This window comes from Hoeflea sp. AS16 (genome assembly GCF_038900095.1).
In the GTDB taxonomy this organism is placed as follows: domain Bacteria; phylum Pseudomonadota; class Alphaproteobacteria; order Rhizobiales; family Rhizobiaceae; genus Hoeflea.
This window is the reverse complement of sequence record NZ_JBBMQQ010000001.1, coordinates 666,648-688,065: the sequence shown is the minus strand read 5'-3', so window position 1 is coordinate 688,065 and position 21,418 is coordinate 666,648. Positions and strand designations below refer to the sequence as shown.

Genomic DNA, 21,418 nt, shown 5'->3' with positions numbered 1-21,418 from the left:
GTTTCCCGCCCTTATTCCGCCGCCACTGCCTTGGCGGTCTTCGCCAAGGCCGAGCATTCAGCCATCACCGCAGAAGCGCGTGCGATCGGGTTGGTCAAATAGAAGTCTTTGACCGCAGACGCAAACGCCGATTTGTTCATCCGGCCCGCTTTCTTCGCAATTGCGGCAATTGCGCTGCTGTCGCCGGTGGAAATCATGTCGATTTCCGCAAAATGCGGATACTCGGCATAGAGCGCAGCCCGCAATGCGACGAGCGAATCATAGGGCAGTTTCTTGCCCAGAACGTCCGATAGCGCCCTGAGGATGGCCCAGTCTTCGCGCGCCTCGCCCGGAGCGAACGCAGCGCGGTTGCCAAGCTGCACCCGGCCTTCTGTGTTGACATAGGTACCGGATTTCTCCGTGTAGGTCGCAGCCGGCAGGATCACATCTGCATGATGGGCGCCATTGTCGCCGTGGGTGCCGATATAGACGGTAAAGCCGGCGGTCTTCTTGGTGAAGTCCAACTCGTCCGCGCCAAGCAGGAACAGCACGTCCGTATCGGTCAGCATCTTGGCCGCATCGAGCCCGCCCTCACCCGGCACCAGGCCGAGATCGAGGCCGCCGACACGTGCTGCCGCCGTGTGCAGCACCGCAAAGCCGTTCCAGTCGCCCTTCACCGCACCGACCGCTTCGGCGAGCTTGGCCGCATTGGCCAGAACGCCTGCGCCGTCACCGCGTGCCAGTGCGCCCTGCCCGATGATGATCATCGGCTTCTTGGCGCGCTTCAGCTTGGCGGCGAACTTGTTGGTTCCGTCGACCAGATCCTTCAGCGTTTCCGGACCGGCACCGAGATACTCATGACCGTAACGCAGATCCGCCTGCTCGCCGATCAGGCCGATCGGAAGTTCGCCCATCCGCCAGCGCTTGCGAATACGCGCATTGATAATCGCGGCCTCGCGGCGCGGATTGGAACCGATGATGAGGATCGCATCCGCATCCTCGATGCCTTCGATGGTCGGATTGAAGATGTAGCTGGCGCGGCCAAGCGACGGATCGAGCGCTGCGCCATCCTGGCGGCAATCGATGCTGGTTGAGCCCAGCGAACTGATCAGTGCCTTGAGCGCGTACATTTCCTCAACCGTCGCCATGTCACCGGCAATCGCGCCGATGCGCTCCGGCTTGGCGCCGGCAACCGCCGTGGAGATGGCGCCGAAGGCTTCGCCCCAGCTTGCTGCTTCCAGCCGGCCGTTGCGGCGCACATAGGGCCGGTCAAGGCGCTGCGTGCGCAATCCGTCCCAGATGAAGCGGGTCTTGTCGGAAATCCACTCCTCGTTGACCTGCTCGTTGACGCGCGGCATCACCCGCATCACTTCGCGGCCACGGGTATCGACCCGGATCGCCGAACCGACTGCGTCCATCACGTCGATGGATTCGGTCTTGTTGAGTTCCCACGGACGCGCCTGGAAGGCGTAGGGCCGCGAGGTCAGCGCACCGACCGGGCAAAGATCGATCACATTGCCCTGAAGTTCCGAGCTCATCGCGTGTTCGAGATAGGTGGTGATCTCGGCATCCTCGCCACGGCCGATCAGGCCGAGTTCGGAAATGCCCGCAACTTCCGTGGTGAAGCGAACACAGCGCGTGCAGTGAATGCAGCGGTTCATGATCGTCTTGACCAGCGGTCCGATATATTTGTCTTCGACGGCGCGCTTGTTTTCCGCATAGCGCGAATTGTCCATGCCAAACGCCATGGCCTGGTCCTGCAGGTCGCATTCACCACCCTGATCGCAGATCGGGCAGTCGAGCGGATGATTGATGAGCAGGAACTCCATCACCCCTTCGCGTGCCTTCTTGACCATCGGCGTGTTGGTGAACACTTCCGGCGTCTCGCCGTTCGGGCCGGGACGCAGATCGCGCACGCCCATGGCACAGGATGCGGCCGGCTTGGGCGGTCCGCCCTTCACCTCGACCAGGCACATCCGGCAATTGCCGGCAATCGACAGCCGTTCGTGAAAACAGAACCGCGGCACTTCCGCGCCGGCCTCCTCACACGCCTGCAACAGCGTGTAGTGATCCGGCACTTCGATCTCGTTTCCATCAACCTTGATCTTGGCCATGCAAGCAGTCCTACCTTTGCGAACGGTCCTAGCGACCGCGTACCATCCCTCAACGGGACCTGATTGTGTTTCGCCGGGCAGCGGTCAGACCGCCCGGCTTTGCATTCCTATCGAGCGGTTGCTCCGCCCTTTGCCAGCGTACCGGCCTGCGAAATCCAGCCGTCACGCTCCACCCTGCCGCCAAACTGCAGATAATCATCGACCCAGGCCGCCTCTTCGGGTTGCCAGGCCGCGATCTGTTCAAACGTCCAGATGCCGAGCCCGTTGAGCACCTGCTCGAGTTTCGGGCCGATACCGGAGATCAGCTTGAGATCGTCAGGCGTTTCCGGCCTTTCGATTTCCGCCGGACGGCGCAAATCTTCCGGCTCCAGCGCCTTGGCCGGCACAGCCTGTGCGGAAGCCGACACCGGCATCTGCTCACCGGCCACAGCCGCGGCAACCTCGGCGTCAGACTTCAGCTTCTCGACCACAGCAACCGCGGCATCCTTTGCCGGAGCTGCAGTCCTCGAAGCCGTCTTTCTCGCGGGCGCCGCTTTTGCCTTTGCCGTTTTGGCAGCGCTCACCTTGGCTTTTGCCTTGGCAGGCGCGGCCTTTGGCGCCGGCTTCAACTCGACGATATCCGCAGATTCCGCCTTCGCTGCCGGTTTGACGTCTGCAGCAGCCGAAGCCTCGCCCTCTTCAGGCGCCAGATCCTCGGCCAGCGTCGGCACCATCCAGCTCAAATCCGGATGTGCGCCCAGCAGCGCGTTCTGGTTTTGCATGGCTGCCTGCATGGCACCCATCATCATTCCGGTCATCTGACCTGCAATGCCGAAACCGACCGCGGTGGCCGCAGCCGCCGCACCCAACGGATAGACCATCAGCGGCGAGACAGGGAAGTCTGCCGCTTTGGTCCAGTCTGTCATGGCACTCGCCGGTTTCATCATCTCGCTCATGTTCATATCGGTGGGAAAAGAAAACATCGACATCAGTCTCTCCTAAGTCGTGTGTTGGTTCTCGTCCCTTGTGACGTTTCCTGTCATACCGGGTCCGATGTTACGGACCTCTTATTCCGCCGCTTCAAGCCGCACATTGCGGCTCTGAACGGCATTGCGTGTGTACTGGTCGATCCGCGCTTCCATCTCGGGACGGAAATGCCGGATCAGGCCCTGGATCGGCCATGCCGCCGCATCGCCAAGCGCGCAGATGGTGTGGCCTTCGATCTGTTTGGTGACATCGAACAGCATGTCGATTTCGCGCTTCTGCGCATTGCCTTTGACCATGCGTTCCATCACCCGCATCATCCAGCCGGTGCCTTCGCGGCACGGCGTGCACTGGCCGCAGCTCTCGTGCTTGTAGAACGCCGACAACCGCCAGATGGCCTTGACCACATCGGTCGACTTGTCCATGACGATCACCGCCGCGGTACCAAGACCGGACTTGAGATCGCGCAGGCTGTCGAAATCCATCGGCGTGTCGATGATGTCGGCTGCGGGAACCATCGGCACAGATGAACCACCCGGGATCACCGCCAGCAGATTGTCCCAGCCACCGCGAATACCGCCGCAATGGGTATCGATGAGTTCGCGGAACGGAATCGACATCGCCTCTTCCACGGTGCACGGCGTGTTGACGTGACCCGAGACACAAAACAGCTTGGTGCCGGTATTGTTGGGACGTCCGATGCCTGCGAACCAGGCCCCGCCACGGCGCAGGATGGTCGGCGCGACAGCAATCGATTCAACATTGTTGACCGTGGTCGGGCAGCCATAAAGACCCATATTGGCCGGGAATGGCGGCTTCAGCCGCGGCTGGCCCTTCTTGCCTTCGAGGCTTTCGAGCAACGCCGTTTCCTCGCCGCAGATATAGGCGCCGGCGCCGTGATGCACATAGACATCCATGTCGTAGCCGAGCTTGGAATTCTTGCCCAGGAGGCCGGCGTCATAGCACTCGTCGATCGCCGCCTGCAGCGCCTCGCGTTCGCGCATGTATTCACCGCGCACATAGATGTAGGTGGCATGCGCGCCCATCGCGAAACCGGCGATCACGCAGCCTTCGATCAGCGTATGCGGATCGTGCCGCATGATGTCGCGGTCCTTGCAGGTGCCAGGCTCGGACTCATCGGCATTGATGACGAGATAGTGCGGACGGCCGTCGCTTTCCTTGGGCATGAACGACCATTTCAGCCCGGTCGGGAACCCTGCCCCGCCGCGACCACGAAGGCCCGAGGCCTTCATCTCGTTGATGATCCAGTCGCGGCCCTTTTCCAGGATGCCCTTGGTTCCATCCCAATGGCCACGCGCCATCGCACCCTTCAGCGACTTGTCGTAAACGCCGTAGATATTGGTGAAAATCCGGTCTTTGTCAGCTAACATCATTCACCTCTATCGCGGCTTCTTGCCGAAGACCTTGATGTACTCGGCCTCGCCGCCCTTGGCCAGCGCCTTGGCTTGCTTGACCCAGTCCTCGCGGTCGATGCGACCCTTGAAGTTCAGGTATCCGTCCACCCATTCGCGCTCGGCCTTCTTCCACTTCGCAACTTGCGCGAACGTGTAGATCCCGAGCGAATTCAGGGTCCCTTCAATTTTCGGTCCGACACCGGAAATCATCTTCAGATCATCCGGTTGAGCCGGCTTGGCAATGCCTGCCGGGCGGTTCTTGTCATCGACGGATGCAACGGCAGCAGCCGGCTTGGCCGCAGCCTTCGCCGGGGCGGCCTTGACCGTGGCAGAGGCCTTGGACGCAGCGCGCTGTTTCGGCGCATCCGTGGCTGTCTTCGCATCGGCCTTCACGTTGGCTTTTGCCTTGGCCGGAGACTTGGTCGCGGTTTGCGTGGCCGGAGATTTCGGACGGGCGGCCTTTGTTGCAGCAGGCGACTTGGCCTTGGCCGACGATGCTTTCGCCCCGCCCTTGCTGCCCGGCTTGATTTCTTCGGTGAGGCTTGTCAGCCCGCCAGCCGGAGCCGAATAGATCCGGTCGATCTGCGGACCGGGACGAACGTCCTCGGGACGGCCGGCCTCGAACCGGTCAATGATATAGGCCAGGCGCTCAGGCGTCAGATCCTCGAACGAATCCTTGAAGATCATCACCATCGGAGCGTTCACACAGGCACCCTGGCACTCGACCTCTTCCCACGACAGCGTCCCGCTTTCGTTAAGCTGGAACGGTTCGGGATGGATCTTGCTGCGGCAAACATCCATCAGCGCTTCAGAGCCGCGCAACATGCACGGCGTGGTGCCGCAAACCTGGATGTGAGCCCGGGTGCCGACCGGCTTGAGCTGGAACTGGGTGTAGAATGTCGCCACTTCCAGCGCACGGATATAAGGCATGCCCAGCATGTCCGCGATCGTCTCGATCGCTCGCTTGGTCACCCAGCCGTCCTGTTCCTGGGCCAGCATCAAAAGCGGAATCACCGCCGATTGAGCGCGCTCTTTCGGATACTTCTTGATCCATACCTTCGCCTTGGCGGCATATTCGCGGTTGAAGGCGAATTCCGCTGGCTGGACATTATCTTCGGCAAGTCGACGAACGGACATGATGTACTCTTCTGTCTTATTTCCGGCCTATTGGATTTCGCCGAGTGGCGACCTGGTCATGGACGCAAAACCTGTGAGAGGCTCTCATCGGTCGACCTCCCCGAACACGATATCCAGCGAACCCAGAGCCGCCGACACGTCGGCCAGCTGGTGGCCGCGGCAAACGAAATCCATCGCCTGCAAATGCGCGTATCCGGGCGCACGGATCTTGCAGCGGTAAGGCTTGTTGGAACCGTCAGATACAAGATAGACGCCGAACTCGCCTTTCGGCGCCTCGACGGCCGTGTAGACAGCGCCTTCGGGAACCCGGTAGCCTTCGGTGTAAAGCTTGAAATGGTGGATCAGCGCTTCCATCGAGCGCTTCATCTCGCCGCGCTTCGGCGGCACGATCTTGCCGTCGGTCGCAGAAACCGGCCCGACCTTTTCCTTGCCCAGCAACTGCTCGACGCACTGCTTCATGATCTTCACCGACTCGCGCATTTCCTGCATGCGGATCAGGTAGCGGTCGTAGCAGTCGCCGTTCTTGCCGATCGGAATATCGAAATCGAGTTCCGAATAGCATTCATAAGGCTGCGAACGGCGCAAATCCCATGCCGCGCCCGAGCCACGAACCATGACGCCCGAGAAACCCCAGGCCCATGCATCGTCAAGCTTGACCACTGCAATGTCGACATTGCGCTGTTTGAAGATCCGGTTGTCGGTCAGCAGGCCTTCGATATCGTCGCAGGTCTTCAGGAACGGATCGCACCACTTGCCGATATCCTCGACCAGTTCATGCGGCAGGTCCTGATGCACACCGCCTGGACGGAAATAGGCCGCATGCAGCCGCGCGCCACAGGCGCGCTCGTAAAACACCATCAGCTTTTCGCGCTCTTCAAAGCCCCACAGAGGCGGCGTCAGCGCGCCGACATCGAGAGCCTGCGTGGTGATGTTGAGCAAATGCGACAGGATCCGGCCGATTTCCGAATAGAGAACCCGGATCAGCTGTCCGCGTTTCGGCACCGACACGCCTGCGAGCTTCTCGACAGCCAGCGCGAACGCGTGCTCCTGGTTCATCGGTGCGACGTAGTCGAGCCGGTCAAAATACGGAATCGCCTGCGTGTAGGTCTTGGCTTCGATCAGCTTCTCGGTTCCGCGGTGCAGCAGCCCGATATGCGGATCGACCCGCTCGACAATCTCGCCGTCGAGTTCCAGCACCAGCCGCAACACTCCGTGCGCAGCCGGGTGCTGCGGACCGAAATTGATGTTGAAGTTACGGACGTTGTGTTCGTTCATGGTACCCGTCCTCAACCCTTGGCTTTTTCATCGCCCGGAAGCACGTAGTCGGTGCCTTCCCAGGGGGAGAGAAAATCGAAATTGCGGAATTCCTGCCTCAGCTCAACCGGCTCGTAGACGACTCGCTTGACTTCGTCATCGTAGCGAACCTCGACAAACCCGGTCAGCGGGAAATCCTTCCGCAGCGGATGCCCCTCGAAACCGTAGTCGGTGAGGATGCGGCGCAGGTCGGGATGGCCGGTAAACAGGATGCCGTAGAGGTCATAGGCCTCGCGCTCGAACCAGTCGGCGCCCGGAAACACCGGCGTCAGCGACGGCACCGGCACATCTTCCGAAGTCATGATCTTGACCCGGATGCGGAAATTCTGACGTGGCGACAACAGGTGGTAGACCACATCGAAGCGATCCGCCCGACCCGGCCAGTCGACACCGCAGATATCGATGAAGCTGACGAACTGGCATTGCGCGTCGTCGCGCAGAAACGTCATCAGCTCGATCAGATGACCCGGCTCGGAAATCAGCGTCAGCTCGTCATAGGCAAGCTCGGTGCGGTCGATCAGATCGCCTTTGACTTCCGAGAGATAGTCGGAAAGTTCTTGCAGGGCTTGGCTCATCGTCCGCTCTCCTATCGCTCGATCGTGCCGGTGCGGCGAATCTTCTTCTGCAGAAGCAGCACACCGTACAACAGCGCCTCGGCCGTTGGCGGGCACCCTGGAACATAGATATCCACCGGCACCACCCGGTCGCAGCCGCGCACCACCGAATAGGAATAATGATAGTAGCCGCCGCCATTGGCGCAGGAGCCCATGGAGATCACGTAGCGCGGTTCCGGCATCTGGTCGTAAACCTTGCGCAGCGCCGGTGCCATCTTGTTGGTCAGCGTGCCGGCAACGATCATCACGTCGGACTGGCGCGGTGAGGCGCGTGGCGCGAAGCCGAATCGCTCCGCGTCATAGCGCGGCATCGACATCTGCATCATCTCGACGGCGCAACAGGCCAGGCCGAAGGTCATCCACATCAGCGATCCGGTGCGCGACCAGTTGATCAGCTCATCGGTTGAAGTGACCAGGAAGCCCTTGTCGGCCAGCTCGTTGTTGATTTCGCCGAAAAACGGATCGTTGCTGCCCACCGGCTTTCCGGTGTTGGGATCAATGATTCCCTTGGGCGCAGGCGCCACCAATGGTGCGTTGCTCACTCCCATTCCAGGGCTCCCTTTTTCCATTCGTATACAAAGCCGACCGTCAGCACGCCCAGGAACGCCATCATCGACCAGAAACCCATCCAGCCGATATCGCCAAACGACACCGCCCAGGGAAACAGGAATGCAACCTCGAGATCGAAGATGATGAACAGGATCGAGACCAGATAAAACCGCACATCGAATTTCATGCGCGCGTCATCAAATGCATTGAAGCCGCACTCGTAAGCCGAGAGCTTTTCCGGATCGGGATTTTTGTAGGCGATCGCGAAAGGCGCGATCAGCAAAGCCAGACCGATAACCAAAGCCAGACCGATGAAAATGGCAATCGGCACATAAGCGCCCAGAAGTTCCGTCATGACGTCCGTTCCTGTATCCGTCACAGTCGAAGCCCCTGCCTTACCCGAAGGTCTGGAGCCGGCCCCTCACCTGTGCGGCTGATCATGTTGCAACGCGGCGTGGTTAGCGCAGCCCGCCAGCTGGCGCAAGAGCACACGAAGCATTTGATCAGATAGTAGGACCTTTCGCCACTCAATGTTTCGCTGCGCCGTCGTTAGGCAACACATTTTCCCATTTCGCGCGAACGCAGGAACATTCAGCCGTTCCGGAAAGAATCACCTGGCGCGCACAAATCGGCCGTGGTTCAGCCCGCGGCAAAACACCTCTGCCAGCCAATCGGCATTGGTCCGGGCCGCATCACGGCAGGTCGCGATTCCCCGCACACTATTCATTGACTGGATAAGAAGCGTTTCCAGCGCGGCCGCATCCCCGGCGCGATTCGGATCTGCAGAAGTTGGGCTTGCGAAGAACCAGGGAACCGTCTCCTCCGCACAAAGCCTCTGCCCGACGCAGATTCAGGCGTCAGTCGACATCCCGACGGTCGAATCGCGAGGTAACCACCGGATCTGTCAGCATGAAGCCGTCAGAATCGCATTTCACCGACACGTGTCCAAGAGGTGAAGTTTTGGGGAGCGGGCGATCGCTCACGCGCATGACCACTGCAAAGACAGGGACCACCGAAACGAAGACTGTCTCTGCCGGAGCAGAAAGCACTCGTCGAACACCGGCGACAACAAGCGGCATTCGGCATTGCGCCGCCGAAAAACCTTCCGGCATTTGAAAAGATCTTGCATGGAGGCATCCGGGCAGAAGCCCAAAACGAAAAAAGCCCGGTAGAACCGGGCCTTTTCGAAAAATGTGTCCATTCCCCTAAAAGAGAAATGGCGCGAGTGACGGGACTCGAACCCGCGACCTCCGGCGTGACAGGCCGGCACTCTAACCAACTGAGCTACACCCGCGCATTTTTCAGACGAAACAGTGGGTGACCGCCGTTCCGTGAGCGGTGAATTACGGCGTTCGTACTGAGGTGTCAAGCGGCGATTGCGAAGGAAATTCGACAAAATTCAATCTTGTTGGAAAGACGCCCCCAAAAGTTCAGCTGTCCCGGGCTTCATTCACAAATTGATGATTGTCGGAACATATTTTTTCTTGCGGAACCGGCGCGAACCCCCTAAAGCATGCGCCACCGATCTGGGGGCGATTAGCTCAGTTGGTAGAGCGCCTCGTTTACACCGAGGATGTCGGGAGTTCGAGTCTCTCATCGCCCACCATTCGGACCTTCCATCTGATTTCCGGTTCACAAGACAGCTCGCGACCCCGCTTGCCACCCGAATGCCGGCCTGCGGCCTAGATTTCCCAGGGCTCGCTGGCAAAAAGCGACCAGGCGGAAATGAACATCGCTGCAATCAGCGGCCCGACGATGAAGCCGTTGATGCCGAAAAGCGCCATGCCGCCGACTGTCGATATCAGCACGACGTAATCGGGCAGCTTTGATTCCTTGCCGACGAGCGGCGGCCGCAGCAGATTGTCGATCAGCCCGATGACCAGAAGCCCGACGAGAATCAGGATGACACCCTTCAGCACTGCACCGCTGAACAGCAGGAACAGCGCGACCGGCGCCCAGACAAATGCGGCGCCCACCGCGGGCAACATGGAAAAGAAGGTCATCACCACGCCCCAGAGCAAAGCCGCCTCGATCCCGAGCGCCCAGAAGGTCAGTCCGCCGATCGTCCCCTGAATGATCGCTATGATGATATTGCCCCGCACCGTCGCATTGATGACCGACGTGAACTTTTCCAGAAACTGCGCGGAATAGCTCTCGCTCAGCGGCATCGCGTTCCTGAGTTTGACAACCAGCATTTCCCCGTCGCGGAACAGATAGAAAAGCAGGTACAGCATCACGCCGGAACCGATGAAGAAATTCAGCGTCGTCTCGCCGACATTCATCACCTGCCCCGCCATCGTCTGGCTGGCCTTCATCACCGCATCGGAAAACTTGTCGCGAAGATCGGGAAAATTGCCCAGCTTGATCGGCGTCCATTCCTCGATGAAGCTCGGCACCGCGCTGGTGATCTGCCCCACCTTCCCGCGCAGGTCGAATTCCTCGCTGCTGACTTGCTGATAAAGGCTGGTGCCTTCCTGCGCGATGGAAGCAAGAATGACCACCACGGGAACGATCACCAGGCAAATGCACATGGCAATGCTCAACAGCGCCGCAATCCCCGCGCGTCCGTTCAGGCGCCCGACGAGAAAGCGCTGAACAGGATGAAACACGATCGCCAGGGTGACCGCCCACAGCACGGCTGAGTAGAAAGGCAGAAGCAGCAGGCTGAAAGCGACCGTGGTCAGCGCCAGGATGACATAAAACCCTGCGCGTTGAACCGATGTCTTGTGCTGTTCCATAACGGGTCCTTCACAACATGGAGCTGTCAAACAGCAGCAGATTTTCATCCGGCTGCACGGTTTGTAGCCGAGCCCGCAGGATTGTCCAAGCACCATCCCCGCGGCCCTGCCTTGTGGCAGGCTGGTAGGAGTTTCCGGCCGGACGGATACCCGGCCGTTCTTCCGGCAAAATTCGTTCCGGCAAAATGAGATAGATCAATATCGTCACCGGCCCCGGCGCTATAATCCGGCCTCGAAACCAGAATTGAGGACCGGGTATGAAACAGCCAAGCCTGAGGGAAGAAATTGCAGCTCTCCGGGCGGAAGTCGAGCAATTGCATCGCAACTCCGCCGCACAGGAAGCGGCCCCCGACCCCGCGGCACAGCAATCCGGCGACCAGCCCGAAAATGTGCAGAACCTGCTCGGCGAGCTGGGTGACCTTGTCCAGACCATGCTCGACGATGCCGAGGAGAGTGTCGCCGATCATCCCGTGGCATCGGTCTCCGCAGCGCTTGCGCTCGGCATTGTCATCGGCCGCCTAACCGCAAAGTGATCTGAAAACCATGTCAATCCATACACTCGCCCGCACGCTTCGCCTTTATCTCCGCTCCGAATTGCTGGTCGGTGAAATCCGCCTGAAGGCGCAGGCCCGAAAGCTCTCGCTGCTGATCTTCGCCGCCCTGATCGGCCTGATGGCGTTTGTCTTCCTCAACATCGCCGCCTACCAGTGGCTGCTCGCCGGCTGGGGCCCGATCAAGACCCCCTTCATCCTGGCGGTCGCCAATATCGTGCTGGCAGTCGTTCTCGTGATCATTGCAGCCTACACCAGGCCCGGCCCCGAGCTCGCCGCAGCCAGTGACTTGCGCGATCTGACGTCGGCAACCCTCGAGAACGAACTCAAATCCAGCCCGGCAGTCAATGCGATCGGAAGCATGGCCGGCATTGACGGGCTGAAGGGCTGGGACAGCGCAAGTTTCCTGGTTCCGATCATCACCGCGATCATCCGCAGCCTGCGGCGCCGGAAGGCAGCGCCTTGATAGAAGTGAATTTTGCCAGACCTGCGTTGGCCTGCACATAGCGGCCACAAGCAACACCGACTTTCCGCCAACCGGCCCGCAGACAGGGCTGATTTCGGCTCCTAGTTCATCAATCAAACCTTAGAGAAGGAAAAGACATGTCCGACATCAAGAAAATGGCCGAAGAGCTCAAGCAGAACTACGACGAGCTCAAGCTCAAGGTCCACCTCGGTTCGAAAGAGGCGCAGGACGAGTGGGATGAACTCCAGGAACGCTGGAAGCACTTCGAAAGCCAGGCCAACCTGAAAAAGAGCAAGGAAGACCTGGGCGATGCCTTCGAGATCCTCGGATCCGAACTCAAGGACGCTTTCAGCCGTATCCGCAAGGCACTTTGAGCCGACCGCATCACGACACTGCTGCAAGTCCGGAAAGTATTGCCCGGATTGTTGAGCGCTAAAGGAACGGCCTTTCGGGGCCGTTTTCTTTTGCCGCCACTTAACGGCGATCGGGTTGTCTGGCTGGATCGTTACCCGGCGCGCGCGCCAGCACCCCGCCGGTGGCCGGCTGCCTGACGCCGGTGGTGGCGGGATAGGTCAGCGGCAGACCGCGCAGTGACCGCACTGCCAGCCAGGCCCATGCCTCGGCCTCCATCGAATCGCCATTGAGCCCGGCTTCCTCTGCCAGGATCACCTGAGCGGTGTGCCGGGTGGCGACAGTCAGGTCCTCGACGATCATCCGGTTGTGGCGGCCACCGCCGGTCAGGATCCACAGTTTCGGTTTCTCCGGTAGATGCGCTTGCGCCTTGGCAATTGCCGCCGCGGTGACGAAGGCAAGCGTGCGGGCGCCGTCTTCCAGCCCCGCCTCGCTGTCGCCGGGCACCTGGAAATCATTCCGGTCAAGCGACACCCGCTCCCTGGCGGTAAAGAACGGATTTGACAGGTAGCGGTTGGCAAGTCCCGACAGCACCCGGCCCTCCGATGCAATGGCTCCCCCCGAATCATAGGGAATTCCGGCATGCCGCTTCACCCACTGGTCGATCAGCGTATTGCCCGGACCGCTGTCAAAGGCGCGCAACTCACCATCAGGGCCAATATATGTAATGTTGGAAATACCCCCTATATTGACGAAGACAACCGGCATTTCCTCTGCCCATTGAGCCGGTAAACCGGCTGCAAGTGCCCGGTGATAGGCCGGAACCAGCGGCGCACCCTGCCCGCCCAGCGTCATGTCATGCGCCCGCAGGTCGTAGACAACATCGATGCCGAGCCGTTTGGCCAGCGCGTCGCCATCGCCCAGTTGCACCGTCAACGCCTGGTGCGGCCGGTGCAGCACGGTCTGGCCGTGAAACCCGATCACATCAATGTCTTTGGCAGCCAGTCCCTCGCGCACCAGGAAGGCTTCGACAGCCGCCGCATGCAGATTGGTAAGCTCGGCCTCAAGGTCTGCCAGATCGCCCGGCCGGTCATCGCGCTGCCCGATTGCTTTGGCTGTCTCCAGCGCTGCTTCCAGACGCTTGCGAAATCCGGCGTCATAGGCCGTGAAAGAAGACGCGCCACGCCGCACCATCTGGTCGCCGTCGGTCTCGAGCATGGCCAGGTCGATGCCGTCCATCGACGTGCCGCTCATCAGCCCGATTGCCCGTTTGAAATCCCCGCCAGTCGTCATCGTCCGCCGTCCTTGTTGCATCAGCCGCTCCGCCTTGCGGGAATCAGCCCCGTTACGCATCAGAACCTATATGCAGCAGTGGTATCCGTCAGCACCGCAGATCCGGCTTGACCGGCTTTGGTTGAATGCGCCAGCGGCTAATGCTAAAGGCCCGCCCGGGCGCCACACATCAATCGACGCCCGTTTTGTTTCCGGAACAGCCGAGATAACCGCAAGGACAGTGATATGTCAGCCTTCAAGTCCGATTTCCTGCGCACTCTTTCCGAGCGCGGGTTCATTCACCAGGCCTCCGACGAGACAGGCCTCGATGATTTGTTCCGGAACGAGACTGTCACCGCCTATATCGGCTTCGATCCGACAGCCCCCAGCCTGCATGCCGGCAGCCTGCTCCAGATCATGATGCTGCACTGGATGCAGAAGACCGGCCACCGCCCGATCGCACTGATGGGTGGCGGCACCGGCATGATCGGCGACCCCTCATTCAAGGATGAAGCCCGCAAGCTGCTGACGCCCGAACTGATCGACGAGAACATCGCCGGCATCAAGACCGTGTTTTCCAACTACCTCGATTTCGGCGACGGCCCGAAAGATGCGGTCATGGCCAACAATGCCGACTGGCTGATGGGCATCAACTACGTCGAATTCCTGCGCGATGTCGGCCGTCATTTCTCGGTCAACCGGATGCTGGCGTTCGATTCCGTCAAGACCCGGCTTGACCGCGAGCAATCGCTGTCGTTCCTCGAATTCAACTACATGATCCTCCAGGCCTATGATTTCGTCGAGCTTAACAAGCGCTATGGCTGCCGCCTGCAGATGGGCGGCTCGGACCAGTGGGGCAACATCATCAACGGCATCGACCTCGGCCACCGCATGGACTGCCCGCAGCTTTACGCGCTGACCTCGCCGCTGCTGACCACCTCGTCGGGCGCCAAGATGGGCAAGTCCGCCAATGGCGCGGTCTGGCTCAATGCCGACATGCTCAGCGCCTACGAGTTCTGGCAGTACTGGCGCAACAGCGAAGATGCCGACGTCGGCCGCTTCCTCAAACTCTACACCACCATGCCGCTCGAAGAGATCGCCAGGCTCGAAGCCTTGGGCGGTGCCGAGATCAACGAGGCCAAGAAGGTTCTGGCGACCGAAGTCACCGCCATGCTGCATGGCCGTGCCGCAGCCGAGCAGGCATCAGAGACCGCGCGCAAGACTTTCGAGGAAGGCCAGACCGCAACCGATCTGCCCACCATCACCGTTCCTGCCGCCGATCTCGAAGCCGGTATCGGCCTGCTGGCGCTGTTCGTTCAGGCTGGACTGGCAGGCTCGAATGGCGAAGCCCGCCGCCACGTGCAGGGCGGCGCCATCAAGCTCAACGATGTGGCGATCAGCGACGACAAGACCATGGTCAACGCCGGTTATCTCAATGATGACGGCGTGATCAAGCTGTCGCTGGGCAAGAAGAAGCATGTGCTGGTCCGGCCGCAATAACGCGGCTCCGCAACAACCCGCAAATCAGGACCGCCGATCTTGGGATCCGGCGGTCTTTTTTTTTTGCCGCGATGGAGCTATGGCCTGTATTCGAAAATCGTACGGAACACGCCGGGTGCGATTACCGACAGCGGATTGACCTCGAGCAGCGGAGACGAGGTCTTGCCCGTCAGGCGGAAGGTGATGCCGATCAGCCCGCGGTCGCGGCCATTGCCCAAAAGCGCGCCGATGATCGGCAATTCGCTGAACAGCCGGTTGACGCCGTAGGCAGGCATGAAGGTGCCGGTCAGATCGATGAGCCCGTTCGAATCGTGAACCTTGCCCTGGAACGAGGCACCAATCTGCGGTCCGCGCACGATACCTTCGCTGACAAGAAGCTCCCCGTTGCCGGAAACCAGTCGGGCATTGGCAACCTCGAACTGTGCCTCCGACACGTCGATATCGGTCCGCACCGCATCCTTGAGGCTTTTTCCATCCTGCTTGCTCGGCGTGGATACCAGCGACCCCAGCCGCGGTTCGCCCACGACCTGGAAATTCCTGATGTCGGCGGTACCGCGCCGCAACGGGCCATCCTGGCGCTTGAGCCTTATGTTCAGCAACCCGCCCCGGATGCGCGAATAAATCCCTGCGAAACGGGCGAACGCACCGGCATCGCCACTGGTCACCTCGATACTCTCGCCACCATCAGCGCCGGCAATGGTGATCACCACCGCCTGCCCGCTCTTCGTCACCGCCTTGAAGTCGAGCAGGTCAATGCGGTCGCCTTGCCCCTTGTAGGTCACCTTGCCCGAGGAAAGCTGTTCATCGGAATATCCGTGCATTGCATCAATGCTGCCGGACACTTCCACCGGCACGGCGTTGCCGCCGCCGGAGGGAGCGGACGATTCGGCAGATTTCGCCAACGTGATGACCGGACGCATGTCCATCGAGGCGCCGCTGAGCTTGACCTGGTAGCCTTTTCCCTTGCGCGTGATCACGGCCTGGTAGTTGTCCCGCGGCGACAGGGCCACGCGGTCAAATTTCGCACTGACCAGTTGCCCTTTCTTCAGCGAGACCTCGCCCGATGCAGCAAACCCGTCTCCCGACAGTTTAAGATCGGAAAGCGTGATGGCATCGCCGTCACTCCGCAACACGAAATCCAGCCTGGCAGCCACGCCCTCGCCCTTGGTCCAGCCGATACCGGGAACGGTCAGCTTGGCGGCAGTCAGATCCAGACTGACGATTTGCCGGCCTTCAGTTTCCGGATCGACCTCCAGCGAGAAGCCGACAGGACCGGAAAACAGGGTGCCGCTGCCCGGTGCGATCTTCTCCCGGTCTTCCGGACTGAGGGTGCCCGACAGCCGGCGTTGCGACGCGACTTCTGCCTTGTCCCCCACCGGCTGCACGATATCGAGGTTCATCTTCGCCCCGTCCACCAGCGCATCGGCTTTCAGCACCGCACGTTCCGGCGTCACCGAGAGGTTTCCGTCCATACTGGTCAGCATCCGGCCCTCGACCGGCTTGGCGATATCGACACCGGTCATATCGAGATTGACGTTCCAGTCAGGCGGCGGTGGCGCCTGCTCCCTTATCAACCCGAACCGTGCCGTCACCGTCGAGGAGATATCTCCACTCAGCTCCGAAGGCTCGAGCCCGATCCGGTCCAGCGCATCGATCGGGTGGTAGGTGATCAGTTCGGCCACCGCATCAGCCTTGCCGTGCACCGACATCGACAGTTCGGCCATCAAGGGCCGCTTGTCGGATTCGGGAATCGAGAACACCGCATCGGTGACGTCCACCGTTCGTCCGGTCGGGAAAAAGCCGGTGGCCGAATCGATGTTGAAGACGATGTTGTTGCCGCGCAGCCGCATGTGACCGACGGTGTCGCGCAGCGGCGGAATGTCACCGGCCACATTCATCCTGGCGCGCTCTATATCAAAGTCGATCTGCAACTGGGATTCATCAAACCGGACATCTTCATAGGGTTTGTAATGCCCTGCCGGTGCGGCCAGTTGGATGCGGGCATTGGTTACTGTTCCGCCGTACAGGTTTTCGAGCACCCATTGCCGCGCCCGTTTGCCGACCCAATAGGGCCAGAGCTGCTTTACCGCCGCCGTCGACATCCGTTCGGCCTGCGCCACCAGGTTGATCTCGGGCGAAATGCCTTCGACAAAGCGCCAGGATGCCGATCCGAACATCGCGCCCTGCGCTGAAGCAACCGTCAGTTCTTCGGCGACAAGCTTCCGGTTTGCCGCATCGAACCAGCCGAATGCCTTGCCGACAAACGGAATCGGCGCTTCGTCGGAATCGCCCGGCGCGGCCAGTCCTTTCTCGACAACAAAATCAAAGGCAATCCCCTGGCCGTTGACGGTTTCAAGCCGGTCCGCGTCAATCAGCCCTCCCGTGAAGGGAATGGTTGTTTCCCCGATCTGGATGATCGACGGCGTGATCTCGATCTTGTGCATCTTCGGCATGTAGACAAGATTGACGCTCGCATCACGGACATCGGCCTCGACTCCGCCCATCGTCATGGTTCCGCCGACAGCGGCCACCTTGATCGAGAGTGCCGCCTTCTTGTTCGGCGTGGCCCTTGCTGCAGTAAAGGTAATACCCAGCGGTACGGTCACCCCGTTCTGACGATCCCGCGGCCCTTCCGTCAGGAAATCGATCGTCAGACCGTTCAATTCGCCGGTTATCTTGGACAGCTTGGCTTCACTGGCACGGGCGCTTGCCGCACCCTTGATGCCGATTTTCTGCCCCTTGCGCACGATATCGGCTTCGATCTGATAGTGCCTGCTGTCAAGCCTGCGCACCAGCGCATTGGTAATCACGACCGGCACGCCGGCACCGGAAATTCGGATATCCGAAAACCGGAAGGCACCGGCCTCGATCGCATCAACCTGAACGGCAATCCGGTTCAGCGCGCCAAACAGCTGCTCGATCATCGCATCTGTGCCATCGACCCGGAAACCGGCAAGATCGGTCAGGTTGAAGCCGTCGCCTTGCGGCGCAGCCAGCTCCACACCGCCAATATCAACCGACAGGATCGAGATTTTGCCCGCCAGAAGCGCCAGCGGATTGAGCGAAATCAGAATGTTGTCTGCCCTGTTGACCGGCGACAGCCCGTCAAGCCGTTCAACCTCGACACCCTGGGCCAGCAGCGCGAGATGCCCGCGGCGGGTCAATCGGATCCCCGCAGAGCTGAGTTCGGCCCGGCTGTCAGGTCCAACGGCCTGGGCCAGCGCAATTTGCGCGCGGTCGCGGATGAAGCCGTCGACCACACCGGATTCCAGCGCCAGCAAAAGCCCGCCTGCCAGAACCACCACGAACAGCATCACCCCGGCAATCCAGCGTACTGCCGTGCCGCTCCAGTGCCGTGGATGGTGCCCGCGCACCAGGATTGTGTCTTCCGCATTTGCCGACGGGTATTCGTGCAACCTGGTAATGTCGCGTTTTTTGAACAGAACCTTGTCTATCGGCTGATCCGGCATGGGCGTGGAGCGGTTGTCTTTCTGTTTAATTGCTGATTCTTCTGGACTGTCAGCTACGCGTTTATATATCCCCTGAGGGCAGGGTCATCTGCGAAAAACACGATTGAACTGGTGAAAGGGTTGCATAGTGAACGAATTGGTTGAAGGCGCGCAGGCGCCGAAAATGAATTTGCCACGCGATGGCGGCGGAAACGTGTCGCTGGCTGATTTTGCCGACAAGAAAGTGGTACTGTATTTCTATCCGAAAGATGACACCAGTGGCTGCACCACCGAGGCTGTGGATTTCACCGCTCTTGCTGACGATTTTGCCAAGGCAGGCGCGGTCGTCATCGGCCTCTCGCCCGATCCCGTCAAAGCCCATGACAAGTTCATCGCCAAGCACGGTCTCGGCATCATCCTTGCCTCCGACGAGGACAAGTCCGTTCTGCAGGCCTATGGCGTCTGGAAAGAGAAAAGCATGTACGGGCGCCAGTACATGGGCGTGGAAAGGTCAACCTTCCTCATCGACGCCAGCGGCAAGATTGCCAGGATCTGGCGCAAGGTGAAGGTCAAGGGTCACGCCCAGGAAGTGCTCGAGGCGGTCCGGTCCCTTTGAACCCCGGCTGCAAGCGAACCATGTCTGAAAACCGGGATCCGGATTACACGTGACAAGCCAAACCAACCCCATCCTGTCCCTGCGCGACGGTGCCGCGCGGGCCATCAGGGCCGCCGATCTGACGCAGAAGACCGCCCTCGCCCAGGAAGTCGCCGGACGCTGGCACGCCCGGCGGCTTTCGCTGCGCTCGCCGCTCGACACCCTGGCACCGGTACGCCCCGGTCGCCCGGAGAAGCCGGAACTGGTGCCGCCGACCCAGGTCAAGCGCCGTTCGCTCAACTCGCGCCGCGGACGAATCGCGCTGCTGCACGCCATTGCCCATATCGAACTCAACGCGGTCGATCTTGCGCTCGACATCGTCGCCCGGTTCGCAGCAAGCCCCATGCCGCAGAGCTTTTTCGACGGATGGATGCAGGTGGCGTTCGAGGAAGCCAAACATTTCAACCTGGTCCGGCAGCGGCTGCAGGTGCTGAATGCGGACTACGGCGACATGCCGGCCCATGACGGCCTGTGGCAGGCCGCCCACGACACCCGCAACGACCTGACCGCGCGACTGGCCGTCGTGCCGCTGATTCTTGAAGCCCGCGGGCTTGATGTCACCCCGTCCCTGCGCGCCAAGATGCGCGAAGCCGGCGATCACGACACCGCCGCCGTCCTCGACATAATCTATGAGGACGAGAAGAAGCATGTGGCGATCGGCGCCAAGTGGTTCCGCTTCATCTGCGCACGCGAGGGCAAGGATCCGGCCGAAACCTTCAGGCTTCTGGTGCGCGCCAATTTCCGCGGCGGCCTCAAGCCGCCCTTCAATGACCTCGCCCGCGCAGCCGCCGGGCTGACTCCGACTTTCTACCGCGCCCTGAGCAGCCAAAACATGTCCTGAAGCCAATCAAATGCCTTCCGGCCGCGTGAATTCAAACCTTTGTTAACCTTAACAGGTTGTAATCCCATCAGAACAATCAACGGCAACCCGTTCTGACGAGGATCACCGAGTGTCGCAGAGGCAGGAAAGCCGCGTATTTGGCAAACGGCCAAAACATTCCCACACAATCATATTCGCCAGCGGCGAAACCATTCGCCATATCACCATTCGCCCGTGGATCGCCGGACTTCTGATGTCGGTTCTGGGCGTGATGGCAATCGGCTATCTGGGCGCCACGTCCTATCTGGTGTTGCGCGATGACCTGATCGGCGCCTCGATGGCGCGGCAGGCGCGCATGCAGCATGCCTATGAAGACAGGATCGCGGCCCTGAGATCGCAGGTCGACCGGGTGACCAGCCGGCAATTGCTCGACCAGCAACTGATGGAAGAAAAGGTCGCAGAACTGATCGCCCGCCAGAACGCGCTCAGCAATCGCCACGGCAAACTTGGTCCGTTGCTCGACCGCGTCGGCGCGTCCCCGAGCCATATTCCGGTCCCGACCGGCAATCCGAAGAAAAAGGCAGCCCTGTCATTGGCCCCGGCAAAGACAGCCCGGCTTGCAGCGCTAGCGTCTCAATCGACCATTGTCGCCGATCCGTCCGACAAGCATCTCAATCCGCTCGCATTCGCACCTGTCTCCAGGACCGTGGAGCGGGAATCGGTTGGCGAGCGGGCCGACCGGATCTTTTCCAGCGTAACCCTGTCGCTCAAATCGATCGAACGCGAGCAGATCGAGAAAATGCAGGGTCTGGCCATCGATGCCTATGAAACCGCATCTGAAATCGACGAGATCATCAAGTCGGCCGGACTGCCAGCGCCTGCCTTCGATGACAGCGCCGTGGGCGGCCCCTTCGTGCGGCCCAACGATCCCAATGCATTCGAAGCCACTCTCGACGACCTGGACCAGGCGCTCGGACGGCTGGATGCGGTGCGGCGCCATGCCCGCAAGCTGCCGATCGGAATACCTGCCCCGGGCCGGGACATCACCTCGCGTTTCGGAAATCGCCGTGATCCGTTTCTCGGCAGGCTCGCCTTTCATGGCGGCATTGATTTCCGCACCCCCAGCGGAACGCCGGTCTACTCCACCGGTGCCGGTGTCGTTGTTCACGCCGGACGCAACGGCGGCTACGGCAAGATGGTCGAGATCGATCACGGCAACGGCATCACCACCCGCTACGCCCACCTCTCGGCCGTCGAAGTCCGCAAGGGCGATCACGTGAACAACGGCAAGCGCATCGGCAAATCCGGGTCAACCGGCCGCTCGACGGGCCCGCACCTGCACTATGAAGTCCGTCGCAACGGTGATGCGGTCAACCCGATGCGCTTTCTCAAGGCAGCCAAGAAACTCAAGCCGCTGCTCGCCTCCAACTGAAGCGGCGAAAGCCCGGCGGCAGACCGCATCTCGCAGGACAAATAAAGTTCGATGCTTTTATTGGTTCATGCCACTTGATATCCTGCAAACGTGACTGTC

19 protein-coding genes and 2 tRNA genes are annotated in these 21,418 nt (G+C 60.6%); 8 read left to right on the top strand and 13 right to left on the bottom strand.

What is annotated here, in order from left to right; all coding sequences use genetic code 11:
* Positions 1-11: 11 nt before the first annotated feature.
* From nuoG to WNY80_RS03270, 9 genes are all read right to left on the bottom strand, one after another.
* Positions 12-2,093, bottom strand: coding sequence for an NADH-quinone oxidoreductase subunit NuoG (gene nuoG, locus WNY80_RS03310; protein WP_342885913.1), 2,082 nt, complete (start codon positions 2,091-2,093; stop codon positions 12-14).
* 107 nt (positions 2,094-2,200) lie between these two features.
* Positions 2,201-3,061 carry a hypothetical protein gene (locus WNY80_RS03305; protein WP_342885912.1) on the bottom strand — a complete coding sequence of 287 codons (861 nt, stop codon included), beginning with the start codon at positions 3,059-3,061 and terminating at the stop codon, positions 2,201-2,203.
* Between the two features lie 78 nt (positions 3,062-3,139).
* Positions 3,140-4,447 (bottom strand): NADH-quinone oxidoreductase subunit NuoF, encoded by a 1,308-nt coding sequence (gene nuoF, locus WNY80_RS03300; RefSeq protein ID WP_342885911.1) that lies wholly within the window; start codon positions 4,445-4,447, stop codon positions 3,140-3,142.
* A gap of 9 nt (positions 4,448-4,456) precedes the next feature.
* The gene (locus tag WNY80_RS03295) at positions 4,457-5,608 is read right to left on the bottom strand and encodes an NADH-quinone oxidoreductase subunit E (protein ID WP_342885910.1); all 1,152 of its coding nucleotides are present in this window, start codon (positions 5,606-5,608) and stop codon (positions 4,457-4,459) included.
* Between the two features lie 84 nt (positions 5,609-5,692).
* Positions 5,693-6,883, bottom strand: a complete 1,191-nt coding sequence (locus tag WNY80_RS03290; protein ID WP_342885909.1) for an NADH-quinone oxidoreductase subunit D — start codon at positions 6,881-6,883, stop codon at positions 5,693-5,695.
* 11 nt (positions 6,884-6,894) lie between these two features.
* Positions 6,895-7,497, bottom strand: coding sequence for an NADH-quinone oxidoreductase subunit C (locus WNY80_RS03285; protein ID WP_342885908.1), 603 nt, complete (start codon positions 7,495-7,497; stop codon positions 6,895-6,897).
* Between the two features lie 11 nt (positions 7,498-7,508).
* The gene (locus tag WNY80_RS03280) at positions 7,509-8,084 is read right to left on the bottom strand and encodes an NADH-quinone oxidoreductase subunit B (RefSeq protein ID WP_342885907.1); all 576 of its coding nucleotides are present in this window, start codon (positions 8,082-8,084) and stop codon (positions 7,509-7,511) included.
* Positions 8,075-8,440 carry an NADH-quinone oxidoreductase subunit A gene (locus WNY80_RS03275; protein ID WP_269386589.1) on the bottom strand — a complete coding sequence of 122 codons (366 nt, stop codon included), beginning with the start codon at positions 8,438-8,440 and terminating at the stop codon, positions 8,075-8,077. The genes WNY80_RS03280 and WNY80_RS03275 overlap by 10 nt, the downstream gene beginning before the upstream one ends.
* An 862-nt stretch (positions 8,441-9,302) precedes the next feature.
* Positions 9,303-9,379: transfer RNA gene (locus WNY80_RS03270), tRNA-Asp, on the bottom strand.
* 236 nt (positions 9,380-9,615) lie between these two features.
* Between WNY80_RS03270 and WNY80_RS03265 the strand changes: the two genes are divergently transcribed.
* Positions 9,616-9,691: transfer RNA gene (locus tag WNY80_RS03265), tRNA-Val, on the top strand.
* A 76-nt stretch (positions 9,692-9,767) separates the two neighbouring features.
* Here the strand turns inward: WNY80_RS03265 and WNY80_RS03260 are convergent.
* Together WNY80_RS03260 and WNY80_RS03255 are read right to left on the bottom strand one after the other, a co-directional pair.
* Positions 9,768-10,823, bottom strand: coding sequence for an AI-2E family transporter (locus WNY80_RS03260; protein WP_342885906.1), 1,056 nt, complete (start codon positions 10,821-10,823; stop codon positions 9,768-9,770).
* A 10-nt stretch (positions 10,824-10,833) separates the two neighbouring features.
* Positions 10,834-11,022 carry a hypothetical protein gene (locus WNY80_RS03255; protein ID WP_342885905.1) on the bottom strand — a complete coding sequence of 63 codons (189 nt, stop codon included), beginning with the start codon at positions 11,020-11,022 and terminating at the stop codon, positions 10,834-10,836.
* A gap of 58 nt (positions 11,023-11,080) precedes the next feature.
* Here WNY80_RS03255 and WNY80_RS03250 point away from each other — a divergent pair, with 58 nt between their 5' ends.
* The 3 genes from WNY80_RS03250 (at position 11,081) to WNY80_RS03240 (ending at position 12,214) form a co-directional block, all read left to right on the top strand.
* Positions 11,081-11,356 carry a hypothetical protein gene (locus WNY80_RS03250; RefSeq protein ID WP_342885904.1) on the top strand — a complete coding sequence of 92 codons (276 nt, stop codon included), beginning with the start codon at positions 11,081-11,083 and terminating at the stop codon, positions 11,354-11,356.
* A gap of 10 nt (positions 11,357-11,366) precedes the next feature.
* Complete coding sequence (locus WNY80_RS03245) at positions 11,367-11,840, top strand: hypothetical protein (protein WP_342885903.1); 474 nt, start codon at positions 11,367-11,369, stop codon at positions 11,838-11,840.
* Positions 11,841-11,977: 137 nt separating this feature from the next.
* Entirely contained in the window at positions 11,978-12,214 is a 237-nt protein-coding gene (locus tag WNY80_RS03240) for a hypothetical protein (RefSeq protein ID WP_342885902.1), read from the top strand.
* A gap of 100 nt (positions 12,215-12,314) precedes the next feature.
* Here WNY80_RS03240 and WNY80_RS03235 read toward each other — a convergent pair whose 3' ends face one another.
* Entirely contained in the window at positions 12,315-13,484 is a 1,170-nt protein-coding gene (locus tag WNY80_RS03235; protein WP_342885901.1) for an anhydro-N-acetylmuramic acid kinase, read from the bottom strand.
* A 225-nt stretch (positions 13,485-13,709) separates the two neighbouring features.
* On the opposite strand from WNY80_RS03235, the gene tyrS reads away from it, so the two are divergent.
* Positions 13,710-14,963, top strand: coding sequence for a tyrosine--tRNA ligase (gene tyrS, locus WNY80_RS03230; protein ID WP_342885900.1), 1,254 nt, complete (start codon positions 13,710-13,712; stop codon positions 14,961-14,963).
* Between the two features lie 77 nt (positions 14,964-15,040).
* On the opposite strand, the gene WNY80_RS03225 is transcribed toward tyrS, so the two are convergent.
* Positions 15,041-18,433, bottom strand: a complete 3,393-nt coding sequence (locus WNY80_RS03225; protein WP_342885899.1) for a DUF3971 domain-containing protein — start codon at positions 18,431-18,433, stop codon at positions 15,041-15,043.
* A gap of 163 nt (positions 18,434-18,596) precedes the next feature.
* Between WNY80_RS03225 and WNY80_RS03220 the strand changes: the two genes are divergently transcribed.
* The 3 genes from WNY80_RS03220 (at position 18,597) to WNY80_RS03210 (ending at position 21,319) form a co-directional block, all read left to right on the top strand.
* Positions 18,597-19,028, top strand: coding sequence for a peroxiredoxin (locus WNY80_RS03220; RefSeq protein WP_342885898.1), 432 nt, complete (start codon positions 18,597-18,599; stop codon positions 19,026-19,028).
* A gap of 49 nt (positions 19,029-19,077) precedes the next feature.
* Positions 19,078-19,908, top strand: a complete 831-nt coding sequence (locus tag WNY80_RS03215) for a ferritin-like domain-containing protein (protein ID WP_342885897.1) — start codon at positions 19,078-19,080, stop codon at positions 19,906-19,908.
* Between the two features lie 109 nt (positions 19,909-20,017).
* Positions 20,018-21,319, top strand: coding sequence for a M23 family metallopeptidase (locus tag WNY80_RS03210; RefSeq protein WP_342885896.1), 1,302 nt, complete (start codon positions 20,018-20,020; stop codon positions 21,317-21,319).
* Positions 21,320-21,418 lie beyond the last annotated feature (99 nt).